21 protein-coding genes are annotated in these 24,120 nt (G+C 72.6%); 11 read left to right on the top strand and 10 right to left on the bottom strand.

Annotated elements, in window-relative coordinates; translation table 11 throughout:
* Positions 1-10: 10 nt before the first annotated feature.
* Both JT723_RS19205 and JT723_RS19200 read right to left on the bottom strand, forming a co-directional pair.
* On the bottom strand, positions 11-1,105 hold the full coding sequence (locus JT723_RS19205) for a sensor histidine kinase (RefSeq protein WP_205046009.1): 1,095 nt from the start codon (positions 1,103-1,105) through the stop codon (positions 11-13).
* Positions 1,106-1,157: 52 nt separating this feature from the next.
* Complete coding sequence (locus tag JT723_RS19200) at positions 1,158-1,838, bottom strand: response regulator transcription factor (RefSeq protein WP_205045916.1); 681 nt, start codon at positions 1,836-1,838, stop codon at positions 1,158-1,160.
* An 87-nt stretch (positions 1,839-1,925) separates the two neighbouring features.
* Between JT723_RS19200 and JT723_RS19195 the strand changes: the two genes are divergently transcribed.
* Positions 1,926-3,035, top strand: a complete 1,110-nt coding sequence (locus JT723_RS19195; protein WP_205045915.1) for an endonuclease/exonuclease/phosphatase family protein — start codon at positions 1,926-1,928, stop codon at positions 3,033-3,035.
* A gap of 69 nt (positions 3,036-3,104) precedes the next feature.
* On the opposite strand, the gene JT723_RS19190 is transcribed toward JT723_RS19195, so the two are convergent.
* From JT723_RS19190 to JT723_RS19180, 3 genes are all read right to left on the bottom strand, one after another.
* On the bottom strand, positions 3,105-4,001 hold the full coding sequence (locus tag JT723_RS19190; protein ID WP_205045914.1) for an SAM-dependent methyltransferase: 897 nt from the start codon (positions 3,999-4,001) through the stop codon (positions 3,105-3,107).
* A gap of 85 nt (positions 4,002-4,086) precedes the next feature.
* The gene (locus JT723_RS19185; RefSeq protein ID WP_205046008.1) at positions 4,087-5,112 is read right to left on the bottom strand and encodes a methyltransferase; all 1,026 of its coding nucleotides are present in this window, start codon (positions 5,110-5,112) and stop codon (positions 4,087-4,089) included.
* 36 nt (positions 5,113-5,148) lie between these two features.
* On the bottom strand, positions 5,149-5,619 hold the full coding sequence (locus tag JT723_RS19180; protein ID WP_205045913.1) for a PhzA/PhzB family protein: 471 nt from the start codon (positions 5,617-5,619) through the stop codon (positions 5,149-5,151).
* A 337-nt stretch (positions 5,620-5,956) separates the two neighbouring features.
* Between JT723_RS19180 and JT723_RS19175 the strand changes: the two genes are divergently transcribed.
* The 4 genes from JT723_RS19175 to phzG are packed head-to-tail and all read left to right on the top strand — an operon-like array spanning position 5,957 to position 9,720.
* Entirely contained in the window at positions 5,957-7,855 is a 1,899-nt protein-coding gene (locus tag JT723_RS19175; protein WP_205045912.1) for an anthranilate synthase family protein, read from the top strand.
* A complete protein-coding gene (locus JT723_RS19170; protein ID WP_205045911.1) occupies positions 7,845-8,174 on the top strand; it encodes a hypothetical protein in 330 nt (109 codons plus the stop codon). The genes JT723_RS19175 and JT723_RS19170 overlap by 11 nt, the downstream gene beginning before the upstream one ends.
* A 42-nt stretch (positions 8,175-8,216) precedes the next feature.
* On the top strand, positions 8,217-9,050 hold the full coding sequence (locus tag JT723_RS19165; protein WP_205045910.1) for a PhzF family phenazine biosynthesis protein: 834 nt from the start codon (positions 8,217-8,219) through the stop codon (positions 9,048-9,050).
* Positions 9,051-9,066: 16 nt separating this feature from the next.
* Positions 9,067-9,720 carry a phenazine biosynthesis FMN-dependent oxidase PhzG gene (gene phzG, locus JT723_RS19160; protein WP_205045909.1) on the top strand — a complete coding sequence of 218 codons (654 nt, stop codon included), beginning with the start codon at positions 9,067-9,069 and terminating at the stop codon, positions 9,718-9,720.
* Between the two features lie 53 nt (positions 9,721-9,773).
* Here the strand turns inward: phzG and JT723_RS19155 are convergent, their stop codons facing one another.
* From JT723_RS19155 to JT723_RS19145, 3 genes are all read right to left on the bottom strand, one after another.
* On the bottom strand, positions 9,774-11,417 hold the full coding sequence (locus JT723_RS19155) for a beta-N-acetylhexosaminidase (protein ID WP_205045908.1): 1,644 nt from the start codon (positions 11,415-11,417) through the stop codon (positions 9,774-9,776).
* A gap of 91 nt (positions 11,418-11,508) precedes the next feature.
* Positions 11,509-13,389 (bottom strand): glycoside hydrolase family 76 protein, encoded by a 1,881-nt coding sequence (locus JT723_RS19150; protein ID WP_307794018.1) that lies wholly within the window; start codon positions 13,387-13,389, stop codon positions 11,509-11,511.
* A gap of 193 nt (positions 13,390-13,582) precedes the next feature.
* On the bottom strand, positions 13,583-14,437 hold the full coding sequence (locus tag JT723_RS19145; protein ID WP_251512620.1) for an AraC family transcriptional regulator: 855 nt from the start codon (positions 14,435-14,437) through the stop codon (positions 13,583-13,585).
* A gap of 54 nt (positions 14,438-14,491) precedes the next feature.
* On the opposite strand from JT723_RS19145, the gene JT723_RS19140 reads away from it, so the two are divergent.
* The gene (locus JT723_RS19140) at positions 14,492-15,679 is read left to right on the top strand and encodes an MFS transporter (RefSeq protein ID WP_307794017.1); all 1,188 of its coding nucleotides are present in this window, start codon (positions 14,492-14,494) and stop codon (positions 15,677-15,679) included.
* Between the two features lie 6 nt (positions 15,680-15,685).
* Here the strand turns inward: JT723_RS19140 and JT723_RS19135 are convergent, their stop codons facing one another.
* On the bottom strand, positions 15,686-16,072 hold the full coding sequence (locus tag JT723_RS19135; RefSeq protein ID WP_205045907.1) for a TraR/DksA family transcriptional regulator: 387 nt from the start codon (positions 16,070-16,072) through the stop codon (positions 15,686-15,688).
* 318 nt (positions 16,073-16,390) lie between these two features.
* On the opposite strand from JT723_RS19135, the gene JT723_RS19130 reads away from it, so the two are divergent.
* The 5 genes from JT723_RS19130 (at position 16,391) to JT723_RS19110 (ending at position 22,921) form a co-directional block, all read left to right on the top strand.
* Positions 16,391-18,217 carry a serine/threonine-protein kinase gene (locus JT723_RS19130; protein ID WP_205045906.1) on the top strand — a complete coding sequence of 609 codons (1,827 nt, stop codon included), beginning with the start codon at positions 16,391-16,393 and terminating at the stop codon, positions 18,215-18,217.
* A gap of 262 nt (positions 18,218-18,479) precedes the next feature.
* The gene (locus tag JT723_RS19125) at positions 18,480-19,718 is read left to right on the top strand and encodes an ABC transporter substrate-binding protein (RefSeq protein ID WP_205045905.1); all 1,239 of its coding nucleotides are present in this window, start codon (positions 18,480-18,482) and stop codon (positions 19,716-19,718) included.
* A 139-nt stretch (positions 19,719-19,857) separates the two neighbouring features.
* Positions 19,858-20,781, top strand: coding sequence for a carbohydrate ABC transporter permease (locus tag JT723_RS19120; protein ID WP_251512619.1), 924 nt, complete (start codon positions 19,858-19,860; stop codon positions 20,779-20,781).
* A 128-nt stretch (positions 20,782-20,909) separates the two neighbouring features.
* The gene (locus JT723_RS19115) at positions 20,910-21,677 is read left to right on the top strand and encodes a carbohydrate ABC transporter permease (protein WP_259442917.1); all 768 of its coding nucleotides are present in this window, start codon (positions 20,910-20,912) and stop codon (positions 21,675-21,677) included.
* A gap of 2 nt (positions 21,678-21,679) precedes the next feature.
* Positions 21,680-22,921, top strand: a complete 1,242-nt coding sequence (locus JT723_RS19110; RefSeq protein ID WP_205046003.1) for a hypothetical protein — start codon at positions 21,680-21,682, stop codon at positions 22,919-22,921.
* Positions 22,922-23,024: 103 nt separating this feature from the next.
* Here the strand turns inward: JT723_RS19110 and JT723_RS19105 are convergent, their stop codons facing one another.
* The gene (locus tag JT723_RS19105) at positions 23,025-24,101 is read right to left on the bottom strand and encodes a mandelate racemase/muconate lactonizing enzyme family protein (RefSeq protein ID WP_205045903.1); all 1,077 of its coding nucleotides are present in this window, start codon (positions 24,099-24,101) and stop codon (positions 23,025-23,027) included.
* Positions 24,102-24,120: the final 19 nt, after the last annotated feature.

Raw genomic sequence — 24,120 nt, 5'->3', positions numbered from 1 at the left:
GCCCGCCGGATCAGCCGCCGGGGTGTGGGGCCGCCGCGGGCAGCTCCACGGTCACGCGCAGCCCGCCGCCCGGGCGCGGGGCGAGGGTGAGCGTGCCGTCGTGCGCCTGGGTGATGGTCCTGGCGATGGCCAGGCCCAGGCCGACGCCGGTGTGGCCGCTGCGTGCGCGATCGCTGCCGCGCTGGAAGGGCTCGGTGAGCGTCGCGACCTGCTCCTCGGTGAGCTGCTCTCCGGTGTTCTCGACGGTGAGCAGCACGCTGCCGGGGCGCACCGCGGTGCCCAGCCGTACGGTGCCGTGCTCGGGGAGGTTGTGGACGATCGCGTTGTGCAGGAGGTTCGTGGCCAGTTGCAGCAGCAGCGCGGGCGACCCGCTCGCCGTGGCGACCTCCCCGCCGGTCTTGACGCCTACACCGTGCTTCTCGGCGAGCGGCAGCAGCGTCTCGGTGGCCTCCTCGGCCATCAGGGACAGGTCGACCGGCTCGCGCGTGAAGGTCCGCTGCTCGGCGCGGCTGAGCAGCAGCAGCGCCTCGGTGAGGTCGATCGCCCGGGTGTTGACGGCCTCCAGGCGGTCCAGGAGTTCGCCGGTGTCGGCGTCCGGGTCCCTGCGGGCCACCTCCAGCAGCGCCTTGGAGATCGCCAGCGGCGTCCGCAGCTCGTGCGAGGCGTTGGCGGCGAATCTGCGCTGCTCCGCGACATGCGCTTCGAGCTGTTCGAGCATGCCGTCGAAGACGTCGGCGAGGTCGCGGAACTCGTCGCTGCGGCCCGGCAGCCGGATGCGGTGCGCGAGCGAGCCCGCCGTGGCCAGCCGGGTGGCGTGGGTGATACGGGTCAGCGGCGCGAGCATCCGCCCCGCCAGGATCCACCCGCCCACCAGGCCGAAGAGCAGCAGGAAGGCCAGCACCGCGGCCGCCCGCGGGGCGAAGACGTGCAGCAGGTTGGACCGGACGGGGAAGACCCCCGTGGGGGTGCCGGTGGAGCCGGGGACGATCAGCGCGCGCTCGGGGACGTAGCGCAGCAGGAAGCCCCACACCGTCGCGAGCAGCAGGACACCGGCGACCATGAGGAAGCCGGCGTAGCTGAGGGTGAGTTTGAGCCGAACGCTCATCCCGGGCTGCCGGTCCGCCGTGCGGGGCTGCGGGCCGACCGCCTCGGGGCGGCTATCCACGGTCCTCTCCCGCGTGCGGGTCGATGCGGTAGCCGGCGCCCGGCACGGTCGCGATGACCCAGGGTTCGCCGAGGCGCTTGCGCAGCGCGGACACGGTGATGCGCACCGCGTTGGTGAAAGGGTCGGCGTTCTCGTCCCATGCGCGCTCCAGGACCTCCTCGGCGCTGACGACACCGCCCTCCGCGGCGACGAGGACTTCGAGCACCGCGAACTGCTTCCTGGTCAGCGCGACGAAGCGGCCGTCGCGGTGCACCTCCCTGCGGAAGGGGTCGAGCCGCAGCCCGGCGATCTCCCGCACCGGCGGGCGGCTGTGGGCGCGACGGCGGTCCAGCGCCCGCAGCCGCAGCACCAGTTCGCGCATCTCGAAGGGCTTGGTGAGGTAGTCGTCGGCGCCGAGCCCGAAGCCGCTCTCCTTGTCGTCGAGCCGGTCGGCCGCGGTGAGCATGAGGATCGGCATGCCGCTGCCCGACGCGACGATGCGCCGGGCGACCTCGTCACCCGAGGGACCGGGGATGTCGCGGTCCAGGACGGCGATGTCGTAGCTGTTGACGGCGAGCAGCTCCAGCGCGGTGCCGCCGTCGTACGCGGTGTCGGCGGCGATGGCCTCCAGGCGCAGACCGTCGCGGATGGCCTGCGCCATGAGGGTCTCGTCCTCGACGATCAGCACACGCATGCCAGCGAGGGTACAAGCCGCCACATATCGTCGGCGTATCGGAAAACGCATACGCCCCCGCAACACCGCACCGCCTTGACTGCCGGCATGCACCGAACCGCACCGCAGGCACGAACGGCGACCGACCGGGTCCGCCGGCTCCTCCCCGGGGGACTGTCCACCGCCGTCGCACGGCACGCAGGGACCTGGCGCGAGCGCGCCCGCAGGGCCGCAGCAGCCCTGGCCCGCCCCGGGACCTGGAAGCGCGGCCCGGTGCTCACGGCACTGGCGGTGCTGCTCGGGCTGCTCCTGCTGCTGCACGCGCACGTCCCGAACCGGATCGGGAACGCCGGCAGCCTGGTGGAGACCTTCCTGCCGTGGTTCGGCGCCTTCGTGCCGCTGCTGCTGGCCGGGGCGCTGTGGCGGCGCTCGCCGTCCGCGGTGGCCGCGCTGCTGCTGCCCGCCGTGGTGTGGCTGAACCTCTTCGGCGGGCTGCTCACCGACAAGTCGCACCCGGGCGCCGACCTCACCCTGGTCGAGCACAACGTCGGCGCGGGCAACCACGACCCGGCCGCCACCGCACGCGACCTGGCCGCGTCGGGCGCCGACGTCCTGGCCCTGGTGGAAGTCACCGAGCAGGCGCTCGGCACGTACGAGAAGGAGCTGGCGAGCGCGTACCCCTACCACGCGGTGGAGGGCACGGTCGGGGTGTGGAGCAGGCTCCCGCTGTCCGACACCCGGCCGGTCGACGCCGGCATGGACTACGGGCCGCTGGCAGCCACCAAGTCCGCGGCCGACAAGCTGCCCTACAACCGGGCGCTGCGCACCACGGTGACCACCGCCCGCGGCCCGCTCGCGGTGTACGTCGCCCACCTGGGCTCGGCGCGGGTGAACCCCCGGGCGGGCTTCTGGACGGCGCAGCGGGACCGGGGCGCGCAGGCGCTCGCCGAGGCCGTGGCCGCTGAGCGCAACCCGCACGTGGTGCTGCTCGGCGACCTCAACGGCAGCACGGACGACCGCGCCTTCTCCGGACTCACCTCGCAGCTGCGCTCGGCCCAGACCGTGGCGGGGAAGGGCTTCGGCTTCACCTGGCCCGCTGCCTTCCCCGTGCTGCGGATCGACCAGATCCTGGTCAGGGGGGTGCAGCCGAGGAGCGCCTGGGTGCTGCCCCGCACCGGCAGCGACCACCGGCCGGTGGCGGCAGGCGTCAGCTGGTGACCCGGGCGGCGTGACCACTCGGAGGAGCCCGGCGGCGGGGTCGGAGGGTGCAGCCCGGCCGCGGCCGGTTCAGTGCCGCCGGCCGCTGACCAGGAAGACCCGGTAGAGGTCCGGCAGGTCGCGCGGCGGCACCGGGTCGGGCCAGCGGCCGAAGTCCGCGCCCGGCTCACCGGGCTGCACCACGTCGGCCGCGAAGCCGTGCCGCGCGAACAGCTCCTCCGGCTCGTCGCAGCCGAACAGCCACGGGCACCCCCAGCTCGCGAACACCTCCAGCAGCGCCCGCTGGGCGGGCATCGTCAGCGCGGCGGCGTTCACCAGGTCGGCCGCGATCCGGCTGCCCGGTGCGGCCGACTCCGCGATCTGGCCGAGCACCCGGTGCACCGCGGACTCCGGGAGGTAGAACAGCAGGCCCTCAAGCAGCCAGGTCGAGGGGAGCGCCGGGTCGAAGCCCGCGTCCGCCAGGGCCTCGGGCCAGGACGGCTCCGCGAGGTCCACCGGGACCCACCGGTGGTCGGCCCGCGGGGACTCGGCGGCCAGGCACTCGCGCTTGTAGTCCAGCACGGGCGGCCGGTCGACCTCGAAGTAGCGCACGCCGTCCGGCCACTGCATGCGGTAGGCGCGGGAGTCCATGCCGGCGCCCGCGACCACCACCTGGCGCAGGCCCGCCTCGGTGACGGCGGCACGCAGGTAGTCGTCGAAGAAGCGGGTGCGGATCGCGTTGACGGCTCGCCTGCCGGAGCCGGCGGCGGTCGCACCCGGCGTACGCCCTGTGCGCGCGCCGGACGGCCCGGCCTCGGACACCGCGGCCAGCAGTTCGGCGAGCAGCTGCCGGCCGAGGTCGCCGGCCAGGGCCGCCGCGTACGGGTCCCGGTGGATCGCGTCGGGCCTGCTGGTCTCGGCCGCGCGCATCGCGGCGGTGACCAGTGCCGTGCGGCCGACCGCGTCCAGGTTCACCGCATGGGTCATCGAGGGGTCCCTTTCGAAGGCGTCGCCGTGCCCGGCCCGGGGCCCGGTCCAGGAGCCTGGCTCCGGGACCGGGCCGGGGAGGTCGTCAGACGGTGCGGGGCGCCGCGATCACGGCGGTGGTCTGGGCCGGCAGTTCCGCGACCCGCTCCACGTCGAAACCGGCCCGGTCGAGCATCGCGGTGAATGCGCCGAGGGTGCGGTGCCGGCCGCCGTTGGTCATCAGCAGGTGCAGGTCCCACAGCGCCGCCAGCACGGAGGAGTCCTCGTCTGCGACCACGCGCTCCAGGATCACCAGCCGCGCCGACGGATCGGCCATGGCCTTGCGGCAGTTCTCGAACAGTCCGACCACCGCGTCGTCGCTCCACCCCGCGAGCACCCGGCACAGCAGGTAGACGTCCCTGCCCTGCGGCACCGCCTGGAACATGTCCCCGCCGACGAGTTCGACCCGGTCGAGCCCCACCGAGCCCGCGAGGTTGCGGGCCGCGACGGGCACCACGTGCTCCCGGTCGAGCAGCGTGCCGTGCGTGTCCGGCACCGCTGCCAGGATCGCCGCGGTCAACTGGCCGATGCCGCCGCCGATGTCGGCGAAGGAGCGGCCGGCGAAGTCCACGGCCTGCGGGACGTGGTCGAAGAAGAGGTTGCCGGACTTCATGGCGAGCTGGAAGCGCTTGTTCGCGTCGTGGTCGTGGCTGAGGTAGCTGTACAGCGGTTCACCGTAGGCGAGTTCGAAGCCGGAGGTGAGGGTGCTGATCGCGGCGGGCGCGTGGCCCCATGCGGTGTAGAACTCCGCGCCGTAGAGCAGGCACATGTTCCGCAGCGAGTCCGGCCTGTCGAGCAGGACGCCGCTGACCGCCGTGTTGCGGTAGCCGCCCTCCCCGTCGCCCTCGAACACGCCCATCGCGACCAGCAGCCGCATCAGGCGGTGCACACCCTCCTGCAGGGCGCCGGTCGCCTCCGCGAGCTGGGCGTCGGTGGTCCGGCCGGCCGCGAGGTGGTCGGGGATGCCCATGGTGAGCGCGGTGTGCAGGCACTGGGCGCGCCAGCCGCCGGTGATCAGCTCGACGGCCTCCTGCGCCGCCTTCAGGTCGATCTTCGCCGCCGTACCGTCCATCGTCACTGCGGAACCTCCTGCCACACCGGTTCCTCCTCAGGTGGGGATGCCGCCGCGGTTGATGACCGGAATCTCGATGCCGAGCGCGCGCAGCTGGTTGAAAGGGTTCATGAACTCCCGCTGCGTCACGATCTTTCCGTCGGAGAGGTCGAAGGAATGAATGAAGTGATTCCTGTAGTGGCCAGGCGGGTAGGACGGGTAAAGAATGGCGCCCTCACCTTCGCATTCGGCCCAGAATCGGTTGGGGTCCTGGGTCTCGAAGATCGAGATGTCATACCACACCCAGTCGGGAAACATCTTCAGCGACCACTCGCCGTGCGCCTTGAGCTTCTCGTGACCGCGGGAGACGATCGGCTCCGTCTTGTCACCCGTATACAGTCCCGCGCTGCCGTCCTCGGTGAAGAGGAGATAGCGGGTCAGCCTGTTCTCGCCCTGCCTGCTGAGATAGTCCTCGACCACCGCGCGATGCCTGCGGCGTAACTCGGTGTTCTCGTCGAATTCACTCATCACGACCTCGCAATCCCGTGCTCGACCCGTGCCCGGCGCACGACGTTTTCGACCATCAGCGATCGGGGGCGCCGGTGTCAAGTCGGCACCGCGACGCGGGGAGCGGGGGCCGTTCGCGGGCAGCGGATATCGTTCTTTCGGCCAACGATTGGCTGATCCCCAAGGGGCTGCTGGACGTTTCGAGCGGGCCGTCGTTAGTCTGCAGAAGCTGCCGGCGAGTTGACTTGTGCGCTGCAATTGCAGGACGCATGAAGATGAAACCCGAACCAAATGCAGTCTCCGAACGTGCGGTACTGCCCGTCCACGCCCTCCCGACGTTCGAAGGGGTTCTCTCCGTATGAACGCGCCGGCCACGCAGCCCGACGGCGACCTGCTCGACCGGATCCTGGCCCAGGAACCGCCCTCCTTCGCACTGCTCCACCGGCTCGGGCCGGACGGCTCGCCCGGCACCGTCGACGTCCTGGTCGGGGACGTGTCCCCGTACGCGTCGCTGGCCGACCTCCCGCTCACCGACCTGCCCCCCGCGGGCGCCCGCCCCGAGGTGCTGGTCCTGGTGCCCTACCGGCAGCTCGCCGAGCGGGGGTTCGCGGCACCCGACGACGGGGAACCGCTGCTGGCGATGTCGGTGAGCGGGCACCAGCAGCTGCCCGTCTCCGAGGTCGCCGCCCGCGTGCCGCAGGCGCCGGCGGCCCTCAGCAACCGCCGCTTCGACGTGGAGGACGAGGAGTACGCCGACCTCGTCCGCCGGGTCGTCGCGGACGAGATCGGCACCGGCGAAGGCGCCAACTTCGTCATCAAGCGCTCCCTGCTGGTGGACATCGGCGACTACTCCGTACGCAACGCGCTGTCCTTCTTCCGCCGGCTGCTGACCGGGGAGCAGGGCGCGTACTGGACCTTCGTCATCCACACCGGCCGGCGCACCTTCGTCGGCGCCAGCCCCGAGCGGCACGTCTCGCTCAGCGGCGGCACCGCCGTGATGAACCCGATCAGCGGCACCTACCGCTACCCGCCCGGCGGTCCCACCCTCGCCGGCGTCACGGACTTCCTCGCCGACCGCAAGGAGACCGACGAGCTGTACATGGTGCTGGACGAGGAACTCAAGACCATGGCCAGGATCTGCGAGCGCGGCGCCCGCATCACCGGCCCGTATCTGCGGGAGATGTCGCGGCTCGCCCACACCGAGTACTTCGTGGAGGGCCGCTCCGACCGCGACCCGCGGGAGGTGCTGCGGGAGACGATGTTCGCCCCCACCGTCACCGGCAGCCCGGTGGAGAGCGCGGCCCGGGTGATCAGCCGGTACGAGCCCGCGGGCCGCGGCTACTACAGCGGGGTCGCCGCACTGATCGGCAGGGACGCCGGCGGGGAGCGCACCATGGACTCCGCCATCCTGATCCGCACCGCCGACATCGACGCCGAGGGCCGGGTGCGGATCGCGGCCGGCTCCACCCTCGTACGCCACTCGGACCCGGACGCCGAGGCGGCCGAGACCCGCGCCAAGGTCTCCGGGCTGCTGGCCGCGCTGGAGGCCGACGAGGGGCCGCGCTTCGCCCACCACCCCGACGTGCTCGCCACCCTGCGCCGGCGCAACACCGGCATAGGCGACTTCTGGCTCCGCGACCCCGACACCCGGCTGCAGGGGGCGCTCGCCGACCTCGCGGGGCTCAAGACCCTGGTCGTCGACGCCGAGGACTCCTTCACCGCGATGCTCGCCCTGCAGCTGGGCACCCTGGGCATGCAGGTGGAGATCCGCCGCTACGACGAGGCCGCCGCGGACGGCTACGACCTGGTGGTGATGGGGCCGGGGCCCGGCGACCCGCGCTCGGAGCGGGACCCGAAGATCGGCAGCCTGCGGGCGGCGACCGACGCCCTGCTGGCCGAGCGCCGCCCTTTCGTCGCGGTGTGCCTGAGCCACCAGGTGCTCAGCGCACGGCTGGGCCTGGACCTGACCCGGCTGAAAGCCCCCAACCAGGGGGTGCAGCGGGAGATCGAGCTGTTCGGCGCCCGCGAACGCGTCGGCTTCTACAACACCTTCGCCGCCCGCAGCGCCCGCGACACCCACCATGCCGAGGGCGTCGGGTCCGTGCGGGTCAGCCGCGACCCGCTCACCGGTGAGGTGCACGCCCTGCGCGGCCCGCACTTCGCCTCGCTGCAGTTCCACGCCGAGTCCGTGCTCACCGTGGGCGGGCCGCGCATCGTGGCCGAGACCATCAGGGGAGCGCTGCGCCATGCGCGTTGACATCGCCTGGTGGGACCTGGACGGCTCCGCCGCGACCGTCGACTCGCTGCGCGACCACCTGCGGGACGGCACGGCGGAGCAGTGGGGCGCCGTCGAGGGGCTGCGGCTGAAGTTCTGGATGGCCGACCGGGAGCACAACCGCTGGGGTGCGGTGATGCTCTGGGAGGCCGGCAGACCCGCCGCGATGCCGCCCAACCGCGCCGCGGAGATCATCGGCTACCCGCCCACCCACCGCTACGGCTTCGACGTCGAGGCCGTGGTGGAGGGCGCCTTCGAGACGGCGGCACTGCACGGGCTCGGCCCGGTGTTCGCCGCCTAGGACATGCCCTGGAGCGCAGACCCCCCACCCTGGAGTGATCCCATGCACGAGTACGCCGTCGTGGACGCCTTCGCCCGGGAACCGCTGGCCGGGAACCCGGTGGCCGTGTTCTTCGACGCCGCCGACCTGTCGGCCGATCTGATGCAGCGGATCGCCAAGGAGATGAACCTCTCCGAGGTCACCTTCGTCCTGCCGCCGGAGAGCGGCGGCGACGCCAGGATCCGGATCTTCACCCCCGTCAACGAACTGCCCTTCGCCGGCCATCCGCTGCTCGGCACCGCCGTCGCGGTGAGCCGGTCCCTGCACAAGGACCGGCTGCGGCTGGAGACCGCGATGGGCGTCATCCCCTTCGAGGTCACCGAGGACGGCGGGGCCGCGGCCGTGCGGATGCGCCAGCCGGTGCCCAACTGGCGGCCGTACGAGCACGCTTCGGAGCTGCTGGCGGCGCTCGGCGTCGAGTCGTCCACGGTGCCGGTCGACATCTACCGCAACGGCCCCCGGCACGTCTTCGTCGGGCTGCCCAGCGTGCGCGCCCTGTCGGCACTCGAACCCGACCACCGGGCGCTCGCCAGGTTCCCCGACATGGCCGCCAACTGCTTCGCCGGCGGCGGCACCCGGTGGCGTACCCGGATGTTCTCGCCCGCCTACGGTGTGGTCGAGGACGCGGCCACCGGCTCGGCCGCAGGACCGCTGGCCATCCACGCGGCCCGGCACGGGCTGGCCGGATACGGGGAGGAGCTGGAGATCTTCCAAGGGGTCGAACTGGGCCGCCCCTCCCGCATGCTGGCCACCGCCGAGGGGTCCGCCGAGCGCATCGACGAGGTCAGGGTCGGCGGCCACGGGGTAGTAGTCGCCCGCGGCACCATCTACGTGTGAGAGAGGACGCCAACGCATGAGTGACACCGGTACGGGCACCAGCAGGCTGGAGATCCTCAGCGGCGAGGTCGGCCTGGCCTTCCCCGAGTACGACGCGCCGCCGCCGGAACCCATGGGGCTGGTGCGCGCCTGGGTCGGGCAGGCCGCGGAGCGCGGCGTCCGCGAAGCGCTCGCCATGGCCCTGGCCACCGCCGATGCGCAGGGCCGGGTCTCCAACCGGATGGTCGCCGTCATCGAGGTGACCGACAGCGGGGCGCTGTTCACCACCCACTCCAGCAGCCGCAAGGGCCGCGACATGGCCGCGACCGGCTGGGCGTCGGGCGTCTTCTACTGGCGCGAGACCGGCCAGCAGCTCGTCCTGTCGGGCCCCGTCGAGCAGAGCGCCGAGGCCGAGTCCGACGCCCTGTGGTACGGCCGCCCGTACCCGCTGCACGCCATGACGGTCGCCTCCCGGCAGAGCGAACCGCTGCCCGACGTCTCCGCGCTGCGCGACGAGGCCGCGCGCCTGGCCGCCGTCGACGCCGCCCTGCCGCGCCCTGACCGCTACACCGGCTACCGGCTGCGCCCGTCGGTGGTGGAGTTCTGGTCCGCCGACCCCGACCGCCTCCACCGCAGGCTGCGCTACGAACTCCAGGACCAGGCCTGGCAGGTGACCCGCCTGCAGCCGTAGGGCCTGTCCGTTCCGGCGGCCGGCGGGTGATGGCGCCGGCCGCCGGTGGCCGGTCAGCTGTTCGCGGGCCAGTCGACCAGGGGCGAGCGGTAGAAGTCGATGCCGAGCGCCGCCATCCGCGGACCCTGGGCCGCCAGGCGCACCTTGTAGGCCGTCCAGTCGTGCGTGGACGCGGGCGACCAGCCGAGTTCCGCGATGCCCGGGAGGCGGGGGAAGGCCATGGCCTCGATGTCGTCGCTGCTGGTGATCGTCTCGGTCCACAGCGGCGCCTCGACGCCCAGCACCGCGCTCGCCGGCACCCCCGCATCCGCCAGGTAGGTGCCGGGGTCCCAGCCGTAGGAGCGGTCCACCTCGACGGTGCCCGCCCAGTCCTGGCCGAGCCGGGTGTCCTCGTCGTACTTCATGTCCAGGTAGGAGCGGTCGGCCGGTGCCAGCACCAGCCGGGTGCCCGCCTGGGCCGCCGCGGCGACCTGGGCGCGCTCGGCGGCGCCGGTCTCGTCGTAGCCCCAGTACTCGGCCACCGCGCCCGGGACGGGTGTCGCCGAGGTGATCTGGTGCCAGCCCATGACGGTCTTGCCGTACTTCTGGACGACGGCCTGCGCGCGGTTCATGAAGGCCACGTAGTCCGCCTGGCTGGTCGAGTGCGCCTCGTCGCCGCCGATGTGCAGGTAGCGGCCGGGGGTGATCGCGGCCAGCTCGCGGATCACGTCGTCCACGAAGGCGTACGTCACGTCCTTGGGCACGCACAGCGAGCTGAACCCCACCTCCGTGCCGGTGTAGAGGGGCGGTGCGACACCGTCGCAGTTGAGCTGCGCGTACGAGGCGAGCGCCGCGTCGGTGTGCGAGGGCATGTCGATCTCCGGCACGACCTCCAGGTGGCGGGACGCGGCATAGCCGACGATCTGCGCGTACTGCGCCTTGGTGTAGAAGCCGCCGGCGCCGCCGCCGACCGCGGTCGACCCGCCGTAGGCGGCCAGCCGAGGCCAGGAGTTGACCGCGATACGCCAGCCCTGGTCGTCCGACAGGTGCAGGTGCAGCTCGTTGATCTTGTACAGCGCCAGCTCGTCGATGTACTTCTCGACCTGCGCGACGGTGAAGAAGTGCCGGGAGACGTCGAGCATCGCCCCGCGGTAGGCGTAGCGCGGCACGTCCGTGACGGTGCCGCCCGCGACCTGCCACGGGCCGTGCTGCGGGGTGCGCTTCTCGACGGCGGCGGGCAGCAGCTGGCGCAGCGTCTGGACGCCGTGGAAGAGGCCCGCAGAGGTGCGGGCGGTCAGCGTGACGCCGCCGGGACCCGAGTCGAGGCGGTAGCCCTCGGCGCCGAGGGCGCTGTCCCCCGAGGTGAGGGCGAGCCGTACGTCGTGGCCGCCGCCGGGGCCGCCGTCCTGGACGACCGGCAGGGCGTAACCGGTGGACGGGCGCAGCAGCCCGGCCAGGTAGCTGCCGACGTCGCGGACGTCGCGCGCGTGCCCGGCGACCCGGATACGGGCCGACGGTGTGAGCGTGAAGGGGGCGCCCGCCGGGTGCACCTGGGCGGGCGCGGGCACGATCTGGCCGAGCGGCCGCACCGCGGCGCCGGGCGAGCCGGGGGAGTGGGGTCGGGAGTGGGCCGAGGCCACGCCGAGGGCGGAGGCGCCCGCCGCGAGCACCAGCAGCAGTGATCCGGCGAGCCGGGGAACCGTACCGAGCAGTCTCACAAGTCTCCCTCCGAACGGCCGCACGCAGTCATCCCATGGGACCCGCCCACCACATCGGCGTCAAGGTGTAGACCAATTCTGGCGGCCGGGATCAGCCCGCGGCAAGGAGCGCGCTCAGGGCGGAGGCCTGGGTGCGCCAGTCCCTGGCGTTCGGGTGGGCCGTGGTGCCGGCGCCCGACCAGCGCTCGCCGAGCCGGTTGAGGCTGTCGCGGTCGTGGTTCCAGATGCTGTCCGCCTGGGTCTGGGCGAAGGCGTGGTAGGCGTTGCCGGTGACCGCGTCCAGGTCCTGGAGGTAGCGCATGAAGACGCCCTTGAACTGCTTGCCGTTGTCGTCGCATTCGGCGGTGGGCGCGTCGCAGGACTCGGTCAGCAGCCCCGAGGCCACCAGGGCGGGCGAGGCGACCGCCGCGTCGGCGAGCCGGCGGGCGGTGCTCAGCGCCGCGGGGTCCCCGGTGGCGCGGTAGACCTCCACCCCGGCGCCGATGGCCAGGCCCTGGTTGTAGCTCCACACGGTCTGGCCGTTGTTGCCGCACGAGGCGGTGAGGCCGTCGTTGACCAGCCCGGAGGAGTTGATCAGGCCGCTGCGGGTGAACCACGTCCAGGCGGTGGTCGCCCGCCCGAGCCAGAGGCTGTCGCCCGCCAGCCGGTTGTGCAGCTCGGCGGTCAGCCGCACCCACAGCCCGTTGGTCACCGCGTTCTTGTACGTGCGCTCGCGGTCCCACCACACCCCGCCGCCGCAGGTGGAGGTGTCCCAGAGCCCGTTGACGTAGGAGGCGATGGTCACCGCCTCGTGCAGGTACCGGCTGTCGTGCGTGAGGTCGTAGGCGTCGATCCAGGCCAGCGCCCACCACTCGGCGTCGTCGGTGGCGCGGCTGACGAAGTCGCCCTCGATCGGGTCGGAGCTGCGGGCGCCGGCGGGGAAGGTCCCCTTGTTCACCTGGAAGGTGCGGTCGACGATCCAGGTGTAGCGGGTGTCGCCGGTCTGCCGCGCGTAGTCCACCACGGTGGCGACCGCGACCGCGGAGTTCCACCAACTCGACGGCCAGTAGGCCTGGTTGGGGTCGTAGGAGTACATCAGCGCGTCGGCGGCGGCCGCCGTGCGCGAGCCAGTGGGACGCGCCCACGCGGTGCAGCTGCCGTTCTGGCCCTCCACCGCCCGCCCGCAGGCGCGCACCGCGCCCCCGTACAGCCGGCCCAGCGGATCACTGGTGTTGAACCGCGCGGTCCCCGTCCCGGTCGCGCCTGCGGGCACGCTGGTGCGGCCCTTGCCCGACCCGTCTGGCCAGCTCGCGCCGCCGTCCCACGACCGGTCGAGCCAGACCTCGTCGCCGGCGGTGCCGCCGGAGACCGTGCCCCAGGCCATGCCGGAGCCGTCGATGTGCAGGGCGATCGTGCGGCCGTTCAACGTGGTGGGCGCGACCGGCTGGGTGTCGCCCGCCGCCTGGCCCGCGCCGTCGCAGGCCGCCGCGCACACGCTCTGCCGCGCCCACTGCGTGCACGTGACGCCCTGGGCGTCGCCGCACGCCCGCAGGACCGCGCGGCGGTGGCCGACCGGGTCGTACAGGTTGTACATGAGGGTCCTGGTGCCGGTCCACGTGGCCGGGATCGACGCCTTGCCGAGCAGGCCGTCCCAGGTGGCGCCGCCGTCCCAGGAGCGGTCCAGCCACACCGAGTCGCCGGTGGCGCCCTGGTCGATGCTGGCCCAGGCCATGCCGTCGGCGTCGTCCACGTGCAGTTCGAGCAGGCGGCCGTTGAGGTTCACGTTCGGCACCGGGAAGGTCTCGGCGGGCGCGCGCGAGGGGTCGAGGGTGTCGCAGGCCAGCGCGCACACCGCGGGGGCGGCGGTGGCGTTGCCCGCCAGCGGGAGGAGCAGGGCGGCGACCGTGGCCAGGGCGGTGGCCAGGGCGGCCGCGGCCGCGAGCAGGGTGGCGGCGGCCCGTCGCGGGCCGGGTGGCGACCAGGGTGTGGGCACGGGGGGTCCCTTCTCGCGGCCGGGTGCGCCGGCGGGCGGCGCTTGTACAACGTTGGAAGGACGTTGTCTTAATGGGCATGACAACACGTCAGGTCGTCGGTGTCCAGGAGGCGGGAGCGGATTCCTGTGGCCCTGGAGGTTCCGCCGGAGGCTTGCCCGGGCGGTTCCGCCGGGTTCGGGGGAGAGTCGCCCCTCAGGGGAGAGCCGGCTGGCGGTGGCGGCCGGGTGTCGTGCCGAAAGCGTGCCGGAAGGCCTCGATGAAGGCGCTGGTGTGCGTGTAGCCGCACGCCGTGGCCGTCGCGGTCACCGTCGTCCCCGCGGCCAGCAGGATCAGCGAGTGGTGCAGCCGCAGTTGGGTGCGCCACTGCGGGAAGCTCATGCCCATCTCGCGGCGGAAGAGCCGGCTCAGCGTCCGCTCGCTCGCCCCCACCGCGGCACCCAGCTCGGCGAGCGTGCGCGGGTCGGCCGGGTCCTCGTGCAGCAGTGCCGCCACGGACCGCAGCCGGTCGTCGGCGGGAGCCGGCAGCAGCAGCGGCAGGTCGTCGGCCTGCCGCAGCTCGTCGATCGCCACCTGTTCAAGCGTCCTGCGCTGCCGGGCGGTGCGGCCGGGAGCCGCCGTGTCGTCGCTGAGGCTGACGATCACCTCGCGCAGCAGCGGCCCCACCGCCAGGACCGTCGGCCGGTCGGTGCGCAGCGGTGCCGCTTTCGCGGGGAAGGACAGCGTACGCATACGGGTGTGGCCGTGCGCCTGGTGGGCGTGCGCGATTCCGGCCGGTACCCAGACCGCCCGGTGCGGCGGCACGACCCAGGCGCCGGCGGCGGTGAAGACCCGCAGGACGCCGTGGCTGGGGTGGATGAGCTGGTGTTCGCGGTGGAAGTGCCAGTGGATGCGTTCGCGGTGGGTCAGGGTGCGGTCGGTCGGACCGGGGAGTGGCTCGTGCGGGACGGGGCCGGCGGGGGCCGGTTCGGGCCGGGCGGCCTCGGTCTCGGCCGGCGTCCGGGAAGGCTGGTCGGGGCCTTGGCGGGCAGGTTGGCGGGTTGGCGACACAAACAGGCAGAGTACTGATGGCCCCCGCTGCGGCGCATTGGCGAGGCTGTTGCCATGACCCAGCTCACCGGCCCCGCGTCGGCCTCGGCAACGTCCGGCTCACCCCCCGGTCCCGGCATCTGGCGGCGGATGCGCCTGTGGGGCGTCGCGCACGCCGTCGACGACCTCTACCAGGGCCTGGTGCCGGCCAGCGTGCCGTACTTCGTCCTCGACCGGCACTACAGCTACGTCGCCGCCTCCGGCCTCACCCTGGCCGCCACGCTGGGCAGTTCGGTGCCGCAGCCCTTCGTCGGGGTGGCCGTCGACCGGCTGCGGCTGGGCTGGCTCGCGGCGGCGGGCGTGGCGCTCGCCGGGCTCGGCCTCGGGCTGTCCGGGCTCGTGCCCTCCTACGCGGCGGTGTGGTCGCTGATCCTGCTGTCCGGCCTCGGCGTGGCCATGTTCCACCCGGCGGCCGGCAAGGCGGCCCGCGAGTCCGCGGGCGACAGTGCGGCGGCGATGAGCGTCTTCGCGGCCGGCGGCAGCGTCGGCTTCTTCCTGGCGCCAGCGCTCGCCACCCCCGCCCTGATCGCCTGGGGCGTGGGGGCCACCGCGCTGTTCATCCCGCCCGCCGTGCTCACCGCCTTCGCGCTGCTGCGGCACCAGCGCAGGCGGCAGGCCGCCGCACCGCCGCGGGCCGCGCAGGGCGGGACCGACCGGTGGCGGCCCTTCGCGGTGCTGACCTGTGTCGAAGTGGTGCGGTCCGTGGCCTTCTTCGGCGTCAACACCTTCATCGAGCTGTACTGGATCCGCCACCTCGACGCCTCCCGCGGTCTGGCCGGCGCCGCCCTCACCCTCTTCCTGGCCGGCGGTGTCGGCGGCACCCTGCTGGGCGGGCGGCTCGCCGACCGGCTGGGCATGGTGCGGACCGTGCAGATCGGCGGCGGGCTGGTACTGCCGATGCTGGCGGGTCTTCTGCTGACGCCCGGCCGCTTCGTGCCGCTGCTTTTCGCGGTGCTGACCGGAGTGGCGCTGAACCTGCCCTTCGCGGTGCTGGTCAAGCTGGGCCAGGACTACCTGCCGACCAGGCCCGGCACGGCCGCCGGCGTCACACTGGGCCTGGCCGTCAGCGTCGGCGGCCTGCTCTCCCCGGTCCTGGGCCTGGTGGCCGACGCGCACGGACCCCGCGGGGCACTGGCGGTGCTGTGCACCATCCCCCCGGTCGCGCTGGCGCTGGGCCTCCTGCTGCCCGAGCCGCAGCGCTGACGCGGTTCACCTTCCGCGGGCCGCGGCGCACCGTACGCAGGTCGCCGCGGCCGGCAGCACTTCCAGGCGTTCCGCCGCGATCGGCTCGCCGCACACCTCGCACCGCCCGTACTCCCCCTGCTCCAGCCGCTCCGCCGCCCGCTCCAGGGCGCCTTCCTGCTCCCGCGCCTGTTCCAGCAGCGCCCCCACGTGCGCCCGCTCGAAGGCGGTGCTCGCCCCCTCGGGGTCGTGCTCGTCGTCCACGGCGACCAGCTCGTTGGCGGCGACGATCCCCTCGTACTCCCGCGCCAGCGCGGCCATCCGCCCCCGCACCTCCTCCCGGGCGGCGTCCAGCCGCTCCCGGACGTCGGCGGCATCCTCCCCGTAGCCGCCAAATCCTCCTGAAACGCTCATTCCGGCGTCAACGCGGCCACCGTCCCGCTCATTCCGCCACGCCACCGGGCAGGGCGCCGGACCTGGCGCGGGGGCACCCCGCAGGACTCGCATCGGGCGGTCCGGTCGCACAGGCGTCGGTCGCGGTGGGCGACGAGGCTGCCCCAGGGGACTGCGATCCGGGATGTCAGGTGCCCGCGGCGGGGTGCGCGGGTCCCTTGCCGGAATCGGAACAAGCTCCCCGCCTGCAACCGGGCTCCCAGACGTACCGGTCCATAATTCTGTGAGCGCACGATCACTGCGGGCGTACGCACCGTGGAGGGCTGTGGGAGGGGCAGGATGACGCGCGTCGTCGATGGCCGTTTCGAGCTTGTGGACCGGCTCGGCGGCGGTGGCATGGGATGGGTCTGGCGGGCACGGGACATGCTCCTGGACCGGGAGGTGGCGCTGAAGGAAGTACGCCCCCGCGACCCCCGGTTCGGGGAACACGACGCCAGGACGGCCATGACGATGCGGTCGCGCGTGCTGCGCGAGGCGCAGGCGCTGGGGCGTGTCGAGCACCCGAACGTGGTGACCGTCCACGAGGTCATCGACCGCGACGACTTCCCCTTCCCGTGGATCGTGATGGAACTGGTCGAGGGCCGGTCGCTCCAGGACCGGCTGGCTGCCGGGCCGCTCCGGCCGGAGGAGGCGGCGGCGCTCGGCCGCGGGGTGCTGGCGGGCCTGCGGGCCGCGCATGCCGCCGGGATCCAGCACCGGGACATCAAGCCCGGCAACATCCTGCTGCGAGGCGACGGTACGCCGGTGCTGACCGACTTCGGTATCGCGGCAATCCAGGGGATGTCCCCGCTGACCACCGAGGGGTCCATGATCGGGACCCCCGACTACATGGCGCCCGAGCGGGCGCGCGGCGGGGAGGGAGGGCCGGCTGCCGACCTGTGGTCGCTGGCGCTGACGCTGTACGTCGCGGTCGAGGGCCACCACCCGCTGCGCAGGGCCAACGCCCTCGCGACGCTCGCCGCCGTACTCGGCGAGGACATCCCGCCACCGCGCCACGCGGGCCGGCTGGCGCCCGCGCTGATACAGACGCTGGTGCGCGCGTCCGGGGCGCGTCCGGGTGCCGCCGCCCTGGACGGGCTGCTGGCCCAGGCGCTGGAGCCGCCCCCCGCCCCGCCGGTGCCTGCGTCCGCCACCACCGTGCGGCTGAACCGCCCTGCTGCCGCGCCCGCGCCGGTAGGTGGTCCGGCTCGCCCCGGCCCGCCCCGCCCCGGTCAGCCGACGCGTTGGCGTCCCAGCGGCAGGCGTGCCCGACTGCTGGCCGTCGCCCTCACCGTCGCAGCTCTCGGCTCGGCGCTCTGGGCCTTTCTTCCCGATGACGCTCCGAAGCACGGAGCGGCCGCGGGCCCGTCGGGCACGCCGGCCTCCGCCCCTGCGGCCACGGGCGCCACCACGGCCGCAAAGACGATCACCATCGGCCTGACGACCGGTCACCCGGGTCTCGCCGCGCGGAATCCCGACGGCACGTATGCGGGGGTCGAGGTGGACACTGCCGTCTACATAGCCCGCGAACTCGGCTACCGGCCCGGCGACATCCGCTGGACGGAGGTGACGGCCGGCGGGCGTGAAGACCTCCTGGAGAACAAGAAGGCCGACTTCCTCATCGGCAGCTACCTCATCACCCAGGACCGCGCGAAACGCGTCGACTTCGTCGGCCCCTACCTGACCGCCCACCTCGACGTCCTGCTCCGTGACGACACGACCGACATCCGCAGCAGCGGCGACCTGGACGGCAAGAAGATCTGCACGGTGGCGGGCAGCAGCACCACCATCACCGTCAGCACCACCGTGGCCACCCGTGCGGACGTCACGGAGCGCCCCGGCCTCGACGCCTGCATCGCCGCCCTGACGAGCGGAGAGGTCGACGCGGTCGCCGGAGACGACGTGGACCTGGCCGGGCACGCCAACCAGCAGGCCGGCAGCCTCAGACTCGCCGGGTTCAGGCTGAGCAACGAGGACTACGGGATCGGTCTGCCGAAGCTCAGCCCGATCGAGGACGACGTGCGGAAGGCCCTGCAGAAGATGTCCCACGACGGCACGTGGGACAGGTCCATGACCAAGAACCTCCCCCTCCTGACAGAACGGGACGCCCCAGGCGCCACCCCGTAGTCGCAACCGGCGCGTCCTGGCCAGGAGGCGGACGCCGCCAGGAGTTTCGGTACTGGACATAAGTAAGGAACAGTCCATGGTGGTGCCTTGAACCGCCCATGGGTATTGACACTCACCCCTGACAAGCGCAGACTCCAGGGCAATTAAGGTCCAGGCTGAAATGGTTGACCTGATGAGAGCTGCGCTCATAACGGGCCGGAAGGCAGCTGTCCCAGCGGTCGGGCGTCTCGGGGTCACGGCAGGAGAGGACGAGGAAGCGCAGATGAGACACAGAAGCGCGATAGCCGCCACCGCGCTGGCGGTTGCCGGTGCACTGCTGGCAGGGTGCGGCGGGTCGGGGGACTCCGGGAGCGGGAAGTCCACGGTGACGATGTGGACGTATCCGGTGATCGCGGACGACAAGCAGAACCACGCGTACTGGGACGAGCAGGTCGCGGCCTTCGAGAAGGCGAACCCGAAGAACGACGTCAAGGTCGAGATCTTCCCCTGGGCCAACCGCGACGAGGCCCTGACCACCGCGCTCGCGGGCGGCAAGGGGCCGGACGTGGCCTATCTGATCCCCGACCAGGTCCCGAAGTACGCACCGAACATCGAGCCCTTCGACCGCTACATGACCCCCGCGGCCAAGCAGGCGTACCGCCCCGCCGCGATCCAGGCGGCCACCGTGGACGGCAAGCTCATGGACGCCCCGCTGCTGATGAGCACCGAGCCGCTGGTCTGCAACAAGAAGGTGTTCGACGCGGTGGGGGAGACCCGCTACCCCACCACCTGGGACGAACTGCTTGCGATGGCCCCGGAGTTCAAGGCCAAGGGCTACGACATCACCACCTACAACGGCGACGCCACCGGCAGCCTGAACATCAGCTTCTACCCGCTGCTGTGGGAGGCCGGCGGTGACGTGTTCAGCAAGGACGGCAAGTCCGTCACCTTCGACAGCCCGGCGGGCGTCAAGGCGCTGACCTTCCTCAAGAAGCTCGTCGACGGCGGCTACGTCGAGAAGGCGCCGATCACCAAGACCAGCCCCAACATCGAGCAGACCCGCATCGCGCAGAACAAGGTGGCGTGCAGCTGGCAGCACCTGCCGGGCGACGTCCAGCAGTACTGGGGCAAGGAGAACGTCCACGTCGTCGGGCAGTTCAAGGACGTCAAGCAGGTGGGCTACGGAACCGTCGGCGGGCTGTCGATCTTCAAGAAGGCCGGCGACAAGGACGCGGCGGCCAAGTGGATCAACTTCGTGACGGCCAAGGCGCAGATGGACGCCTACGACAAGAAGGCCGGCTTCTTCTCCCCGCTGGCAGGCAACGACCTCTACGCCGACGACCCGGTGATGAGCGCGATGGAGAAGACGCTGGACCAGGTCGACGTGGGTCCGCTGGTGCCGAAGGCGCGTGACGTGATGGGTGTGCTGGCCCCGGAGATCCAGGCCGCGCTGATCGGCAAGAAGTCCCCAGAGGACGCGCTCAGGGACGCGGCCAAGGAAGCCAAGTTCATGACGGGCTGACCCCCGGCGAGTCCCGGCCGGCCCGTCGGCCGGCGTCCCGGCCCGCGCCCTCACCGGCGCGGGCCGGACCTGCCGCCCCGCCGTCGGCGCCGCGCCCCGCAGGAAGAACCGAGCCAAGAACCGAGCTAGGAGGAACCGGGTGGCCACCCAACTGACCGTCCGCAAGCGGGGACTCGCCCCGCCCGAGGGCCGCCGCCGCTCGCCGCTGGCGCGGCGCGACGCGGTGGCGGGCATGCTGTTCGTGCTGCCGTGCTTCGCGCTCTTCCTGGTCTTCCGCTTCGGCCCCGCAGTGGCCGGCTCGCTGCTCGGCTTCTTCGACTACCAGGTGGGCGGCTCCGCCAAGTGGCGGGGCCTGGCCAACTTCCGGCGCCTGTGGCACGACCCGGTGTTCTGGTCGGCGCTCAAAGTCACCCTGCTCTACGCCCTGTTCGCGGTGCCGACCACGATCGCCGCGTCGCTGGGGATGGCGCTGCTGACCCGGCGGGGCTTCCGCGGGGTGCGCTTCTTCCGCTCGATCTTCTTCCTCCCGGTGATCACCAGCCTGGTCCTGACCGGTGCGATCTTCCGCTGGGTCTTCTCGGCCGGCGGCCCCTGGTCGACGGTCATGGGCTGGGTGGGCCTGGGGCACACCGCCTGGCTCGAGGACACCACGATGGTCATCCCGGCGCTCGCGCTGGTCGGGGTGTGGTCCCGGTTCGGCTACGGCATGCTCATCCTGCTGGCCGCGCTGCAGAACGTGCCGCGCGAGCTGGAGGAGGCGGCCACCATGGACGGCGCGGGACCCTGGCAGCGCTTCCGCTACATCGTCTTCCCGCAGTTGCGGCCCGCACTGTTCTTCCTCGCCGTCATCGAGACGACGATGTCCTTCCAGGCCTTCGACTCCGTCTACATGATGACGAGCGGCGGCCCCGCGCACGCCAGCTACACTCTCGTATTCGATCTGTACGAACAGGGCTTCAAATACATGGACTTCGGCTATTCCGGTGCCATCGGCCTCGCCCTGTTCGTCATGACCCTCGTCGTGGCGCTCATCCAGCGGCTGATCCTGGGGAGGGACACATGACCGTCGTCACCGAGTCCCGCCCCCGCAGGACCGGCCCGGGCGTGCAGGCCTCCGCCGACGCCGCCCGCCGCCGCGCCGACCGCGGCAGGCTGCTGCGCAGGACCGGGCGCGGCCTGGTGCTCGCCGTCATGTCGGTGGTCGCGCTCTTCCCCTTCTACGCACTGGTGATCCTGTCCCTCAAGCCCGCCGAGGCGATCCACTTCCCCGGCAGCCTGACGCCCTGGCACCTCGACGGGGGCGCGTACTCGACGATCCTCGGCGCGCAGGACGTACTGCGCTGGACGCTGAACACCGGCGTGTACTCGATCGTCTCCGTCGTCATGGTGCTGCTGCTGTCCTCGATGGCCGGCTACGCCTTCGCCAAGAAGCGCTTCCCCGGCAAGGAGCCGATCTTCTGGTCCTTCGTCGCGATGGTGATGGTGCCCTACCACGTCACGCTGGTGCCCACCTTCATCCTGATCGCCGAGACCAACGGCGTGGACACCTACTGGGGACTGATCCTGCCGACGCTGGCGAACGCCCAGGCGGTGTTCCTGATGCGGCAGTTCATCAAGTCGCTGCCCGACGAGCTGTTCGAGGCGGCCCGGCTGGACGGCTGCTCCGAGTGGCGGGTCTTCGTGTCCATCGTGCTGCCGCTGACCAAACCGGTCCTCGCGACGCTCGGCATCTTCGTCTTCCTGTGGCACTGGAACGACTTCCTGTGGCCGCTGGTGATCGGGCAGAGCCCGGACATGCGGACGCTCACCACCGGCATCGCCTCGCTGAACCAGCAGAACGTGCCGCTCAACCAGGTGCTGGCCGGCTCGGTCGTCGCCCTCGTACCGATCTTCCTGGCCTACCTGGTCGGGCAGCGGTACGTGCAGGAGAGCGTCGCCATGACCGGAATCAAGGGGTGAACATGCTCTCGGTCGCGGTGATCGGCCCCGAGGACCTGGTCCAGAAGGTGCTGGCCGTCGGGCGCGGCTCCGGCACCGTACGCCTGGTGCCCCGGCCCTACGGGCACGAGGACGACGCCCTCGACGTGGTGCGCAGCGCCAGGTCCGACGTCGACGGCCTGCTCTTCACCGGTGTGGTGCCGCACGCACTGGCCCACGCGGAAGGGCTGCTGGACCGCCCGGCGATGTATGTGCCGTACAACGGGGCGACGTTGCTGCGGGCACTGGTGGAACTGCTGCGGCTCGGGCACGACGTGTCCCGTATCTCCATCGACACCCTCCAGCGGGCGGAGGTCCTGGAGACGCTGACCGAGGCGAAGCTGCCCACCGAGCACGTGCACGTGCTGCCCTACCGGCCGGGCCTGACCGGCCAGGACCTGGTGGACTTCCACCTGAACGCCCGCAGCAGGAAGGGCACCCGGGTGGCCATCACCTGCCTGGGCTCGGCCTTCAACGCCCTCGACAGCGAGATGCACGCGGTGCGCCTGGCGCCCTCCCGGCACTCCATCCGCGACACCCTGCAGGCGCTGGTGCTGGCGACGGCGGCGGCGCACAGCGGAGACGCCCAGGTGGCGCTGGGCATCGTTGACCTGCCGGCCGACGACGACGACCTCGCCGCGGACCTCGCGGTGCTCGGCGGCGCGCTGGCCCATCTGCCCGACGGGCGGCGGCTGGTGGTCACCACCCGGGGGGTGCTGGAGAAGGCCAGCGAGCACTTCACCCGGCTCCCGCTGCTCGACGCGCTGGCCGCCCGGCACGCCACGGCCCACGTCGGCTTCGGCCTCGGGCGTACGGCCGCGGAGGCGGAGTCGCTTGCCCGGCGGGCGGTGAACCGGGCGGCCTCGCTCGGCGGGGTCGCCGGCGTGGTGTCGATGCGGGACGACGTGGACATCGTCATCGAGGCGGCCGCGGGGGACGACGGCCAGGACCTTCCGGTGCCCTCGGGGCCCGAGAGCCTGGCGCTGCTGGCCCGCCGGGTCGGGCTGAACGTGCAGACGCTCAGCAGGTTGCGCGAACTGGTCGACGTACGCCCCGATGAGGGTGTGACGGCCCAGGCGGTCGCCGACCACCTGGCCGTACAGCAGCGCACCGCCCGCCGCGTGCTCAAGCGCCTGGAACGCGCGGGCCTGGCCGTACCCATCGGCAGCCAGCGCGAGGAGTCCGCGGTGGGCCGCCCGCGCACCCTCTTCCGCGTACGCCTCTGAGGCCGGGTACGCCTCCGGGGCCGCACCTCGACTCCGGTTCCGCGCAGAGGTCCTGGACCCTCTCGCGCCCGGCAGCTGTTCCGGCCGCGGGCTCCTACTGCCCTCACCCCAGTTCGTGCCCCAGCCCCGCCCCCGTCGGCACCTTCACCCAGCCCCCCGACGCGGACGCGAAGGCCGACGGCGCCAGCGGCTCCTCGTGCACCAGCAGCGGGCCGACCAGGTCGGCCGGGACCGTGGCATGCGGGAGGGCGGCTGCCAGGTGCACCGCCGCCAGCGTCGCCACACCCAGCTCGGGCATCGTGCCGATCTTCACCGCGAGGCCCGCGGCCTCGGCGAGCGCCGCGATCTGGCGGGCCCGGTAGAGCCCCCCCACCTTGAGGATCTTGATGTTCAGCACGTCCACCGCGCCCCTGCGGATCAGGTCGAGCGCTCCGTGCAGGGACTGCATGCTCTCGTCGGCCATCAGCCGTACGCCGACCTGTCCGCGCAGCGCCGCGAGGCCCGCCACGTCCCAGTGCGGCAGCGGCTGTTCGACCAGGTCGAGCCCCGCGTCGGCCATCGCGCGCAGGGTGCGGGCGGCACTGTTGCCGTCGTAGCCCTCGTTGGCGTCCAGCGACAGTTCCACCCCCGCGGGCAGCGCCGAACGCACGGCACGTACCAGCTCCACGTCAAGGGCGGGGTTCACACCGCCCTTGACCTTGATGTGGGTGAAGCCGCGGCCCGCGTAGTCGACGGCTTCCGCCGCCATCTCGTCCAGGGTGCCCAGGCCCACGACCCACGCGGTGGGCACGCTCTCGCGGATCCGCCCGCCCAGCAGCAGGTGCACCGGCCAGCCCGCGCTGCGGCCCGCCAGGTCGTGCAGGGCCATGTCCAGCGCCGCCTTGGCCAGGTGCTGGCCGCGTATCGCGGTGTCCATCGCCTGGTGCGCGCCTGCCAGGTCGAGCGGGTCGCGGCCGGCCAGCGCCGGGGCCAGGTGCCCGTCGATCGCCGCCTGGAGGCCGGCCATCGTGTCGCCGGTGAAGGCGGTCATGGGGGAGGCCTCGCCGTAGCCCGTGAGCCCGTCGGAGCACTCCACCTCGGCCACGAGGCTGACCAGTTGCGGGCTGCTGCCGCTGCTGATGACGAAGGGACGCACGTACGGGGCGCTGACGACACGCGTACGGACGGAGGCGATTCTCAAGCGCGGCTCCTGACGCTTC

Origin of the sequence: Actinacidiphila bryophytorum (genome assembly GCF_016916835.1) — a bacterium.
Lineage (GTDB): Bacteria > Actinomycetota > Actinomycetes > Streptomycetales > Streptomycetaceae > Actinacidiphila > Actinacidiphila bryophytorum.
Note: the sequence above shows the minus strand (reverse complement) of the source record. Positions and strands in the feature narration are given on the sequence as shown.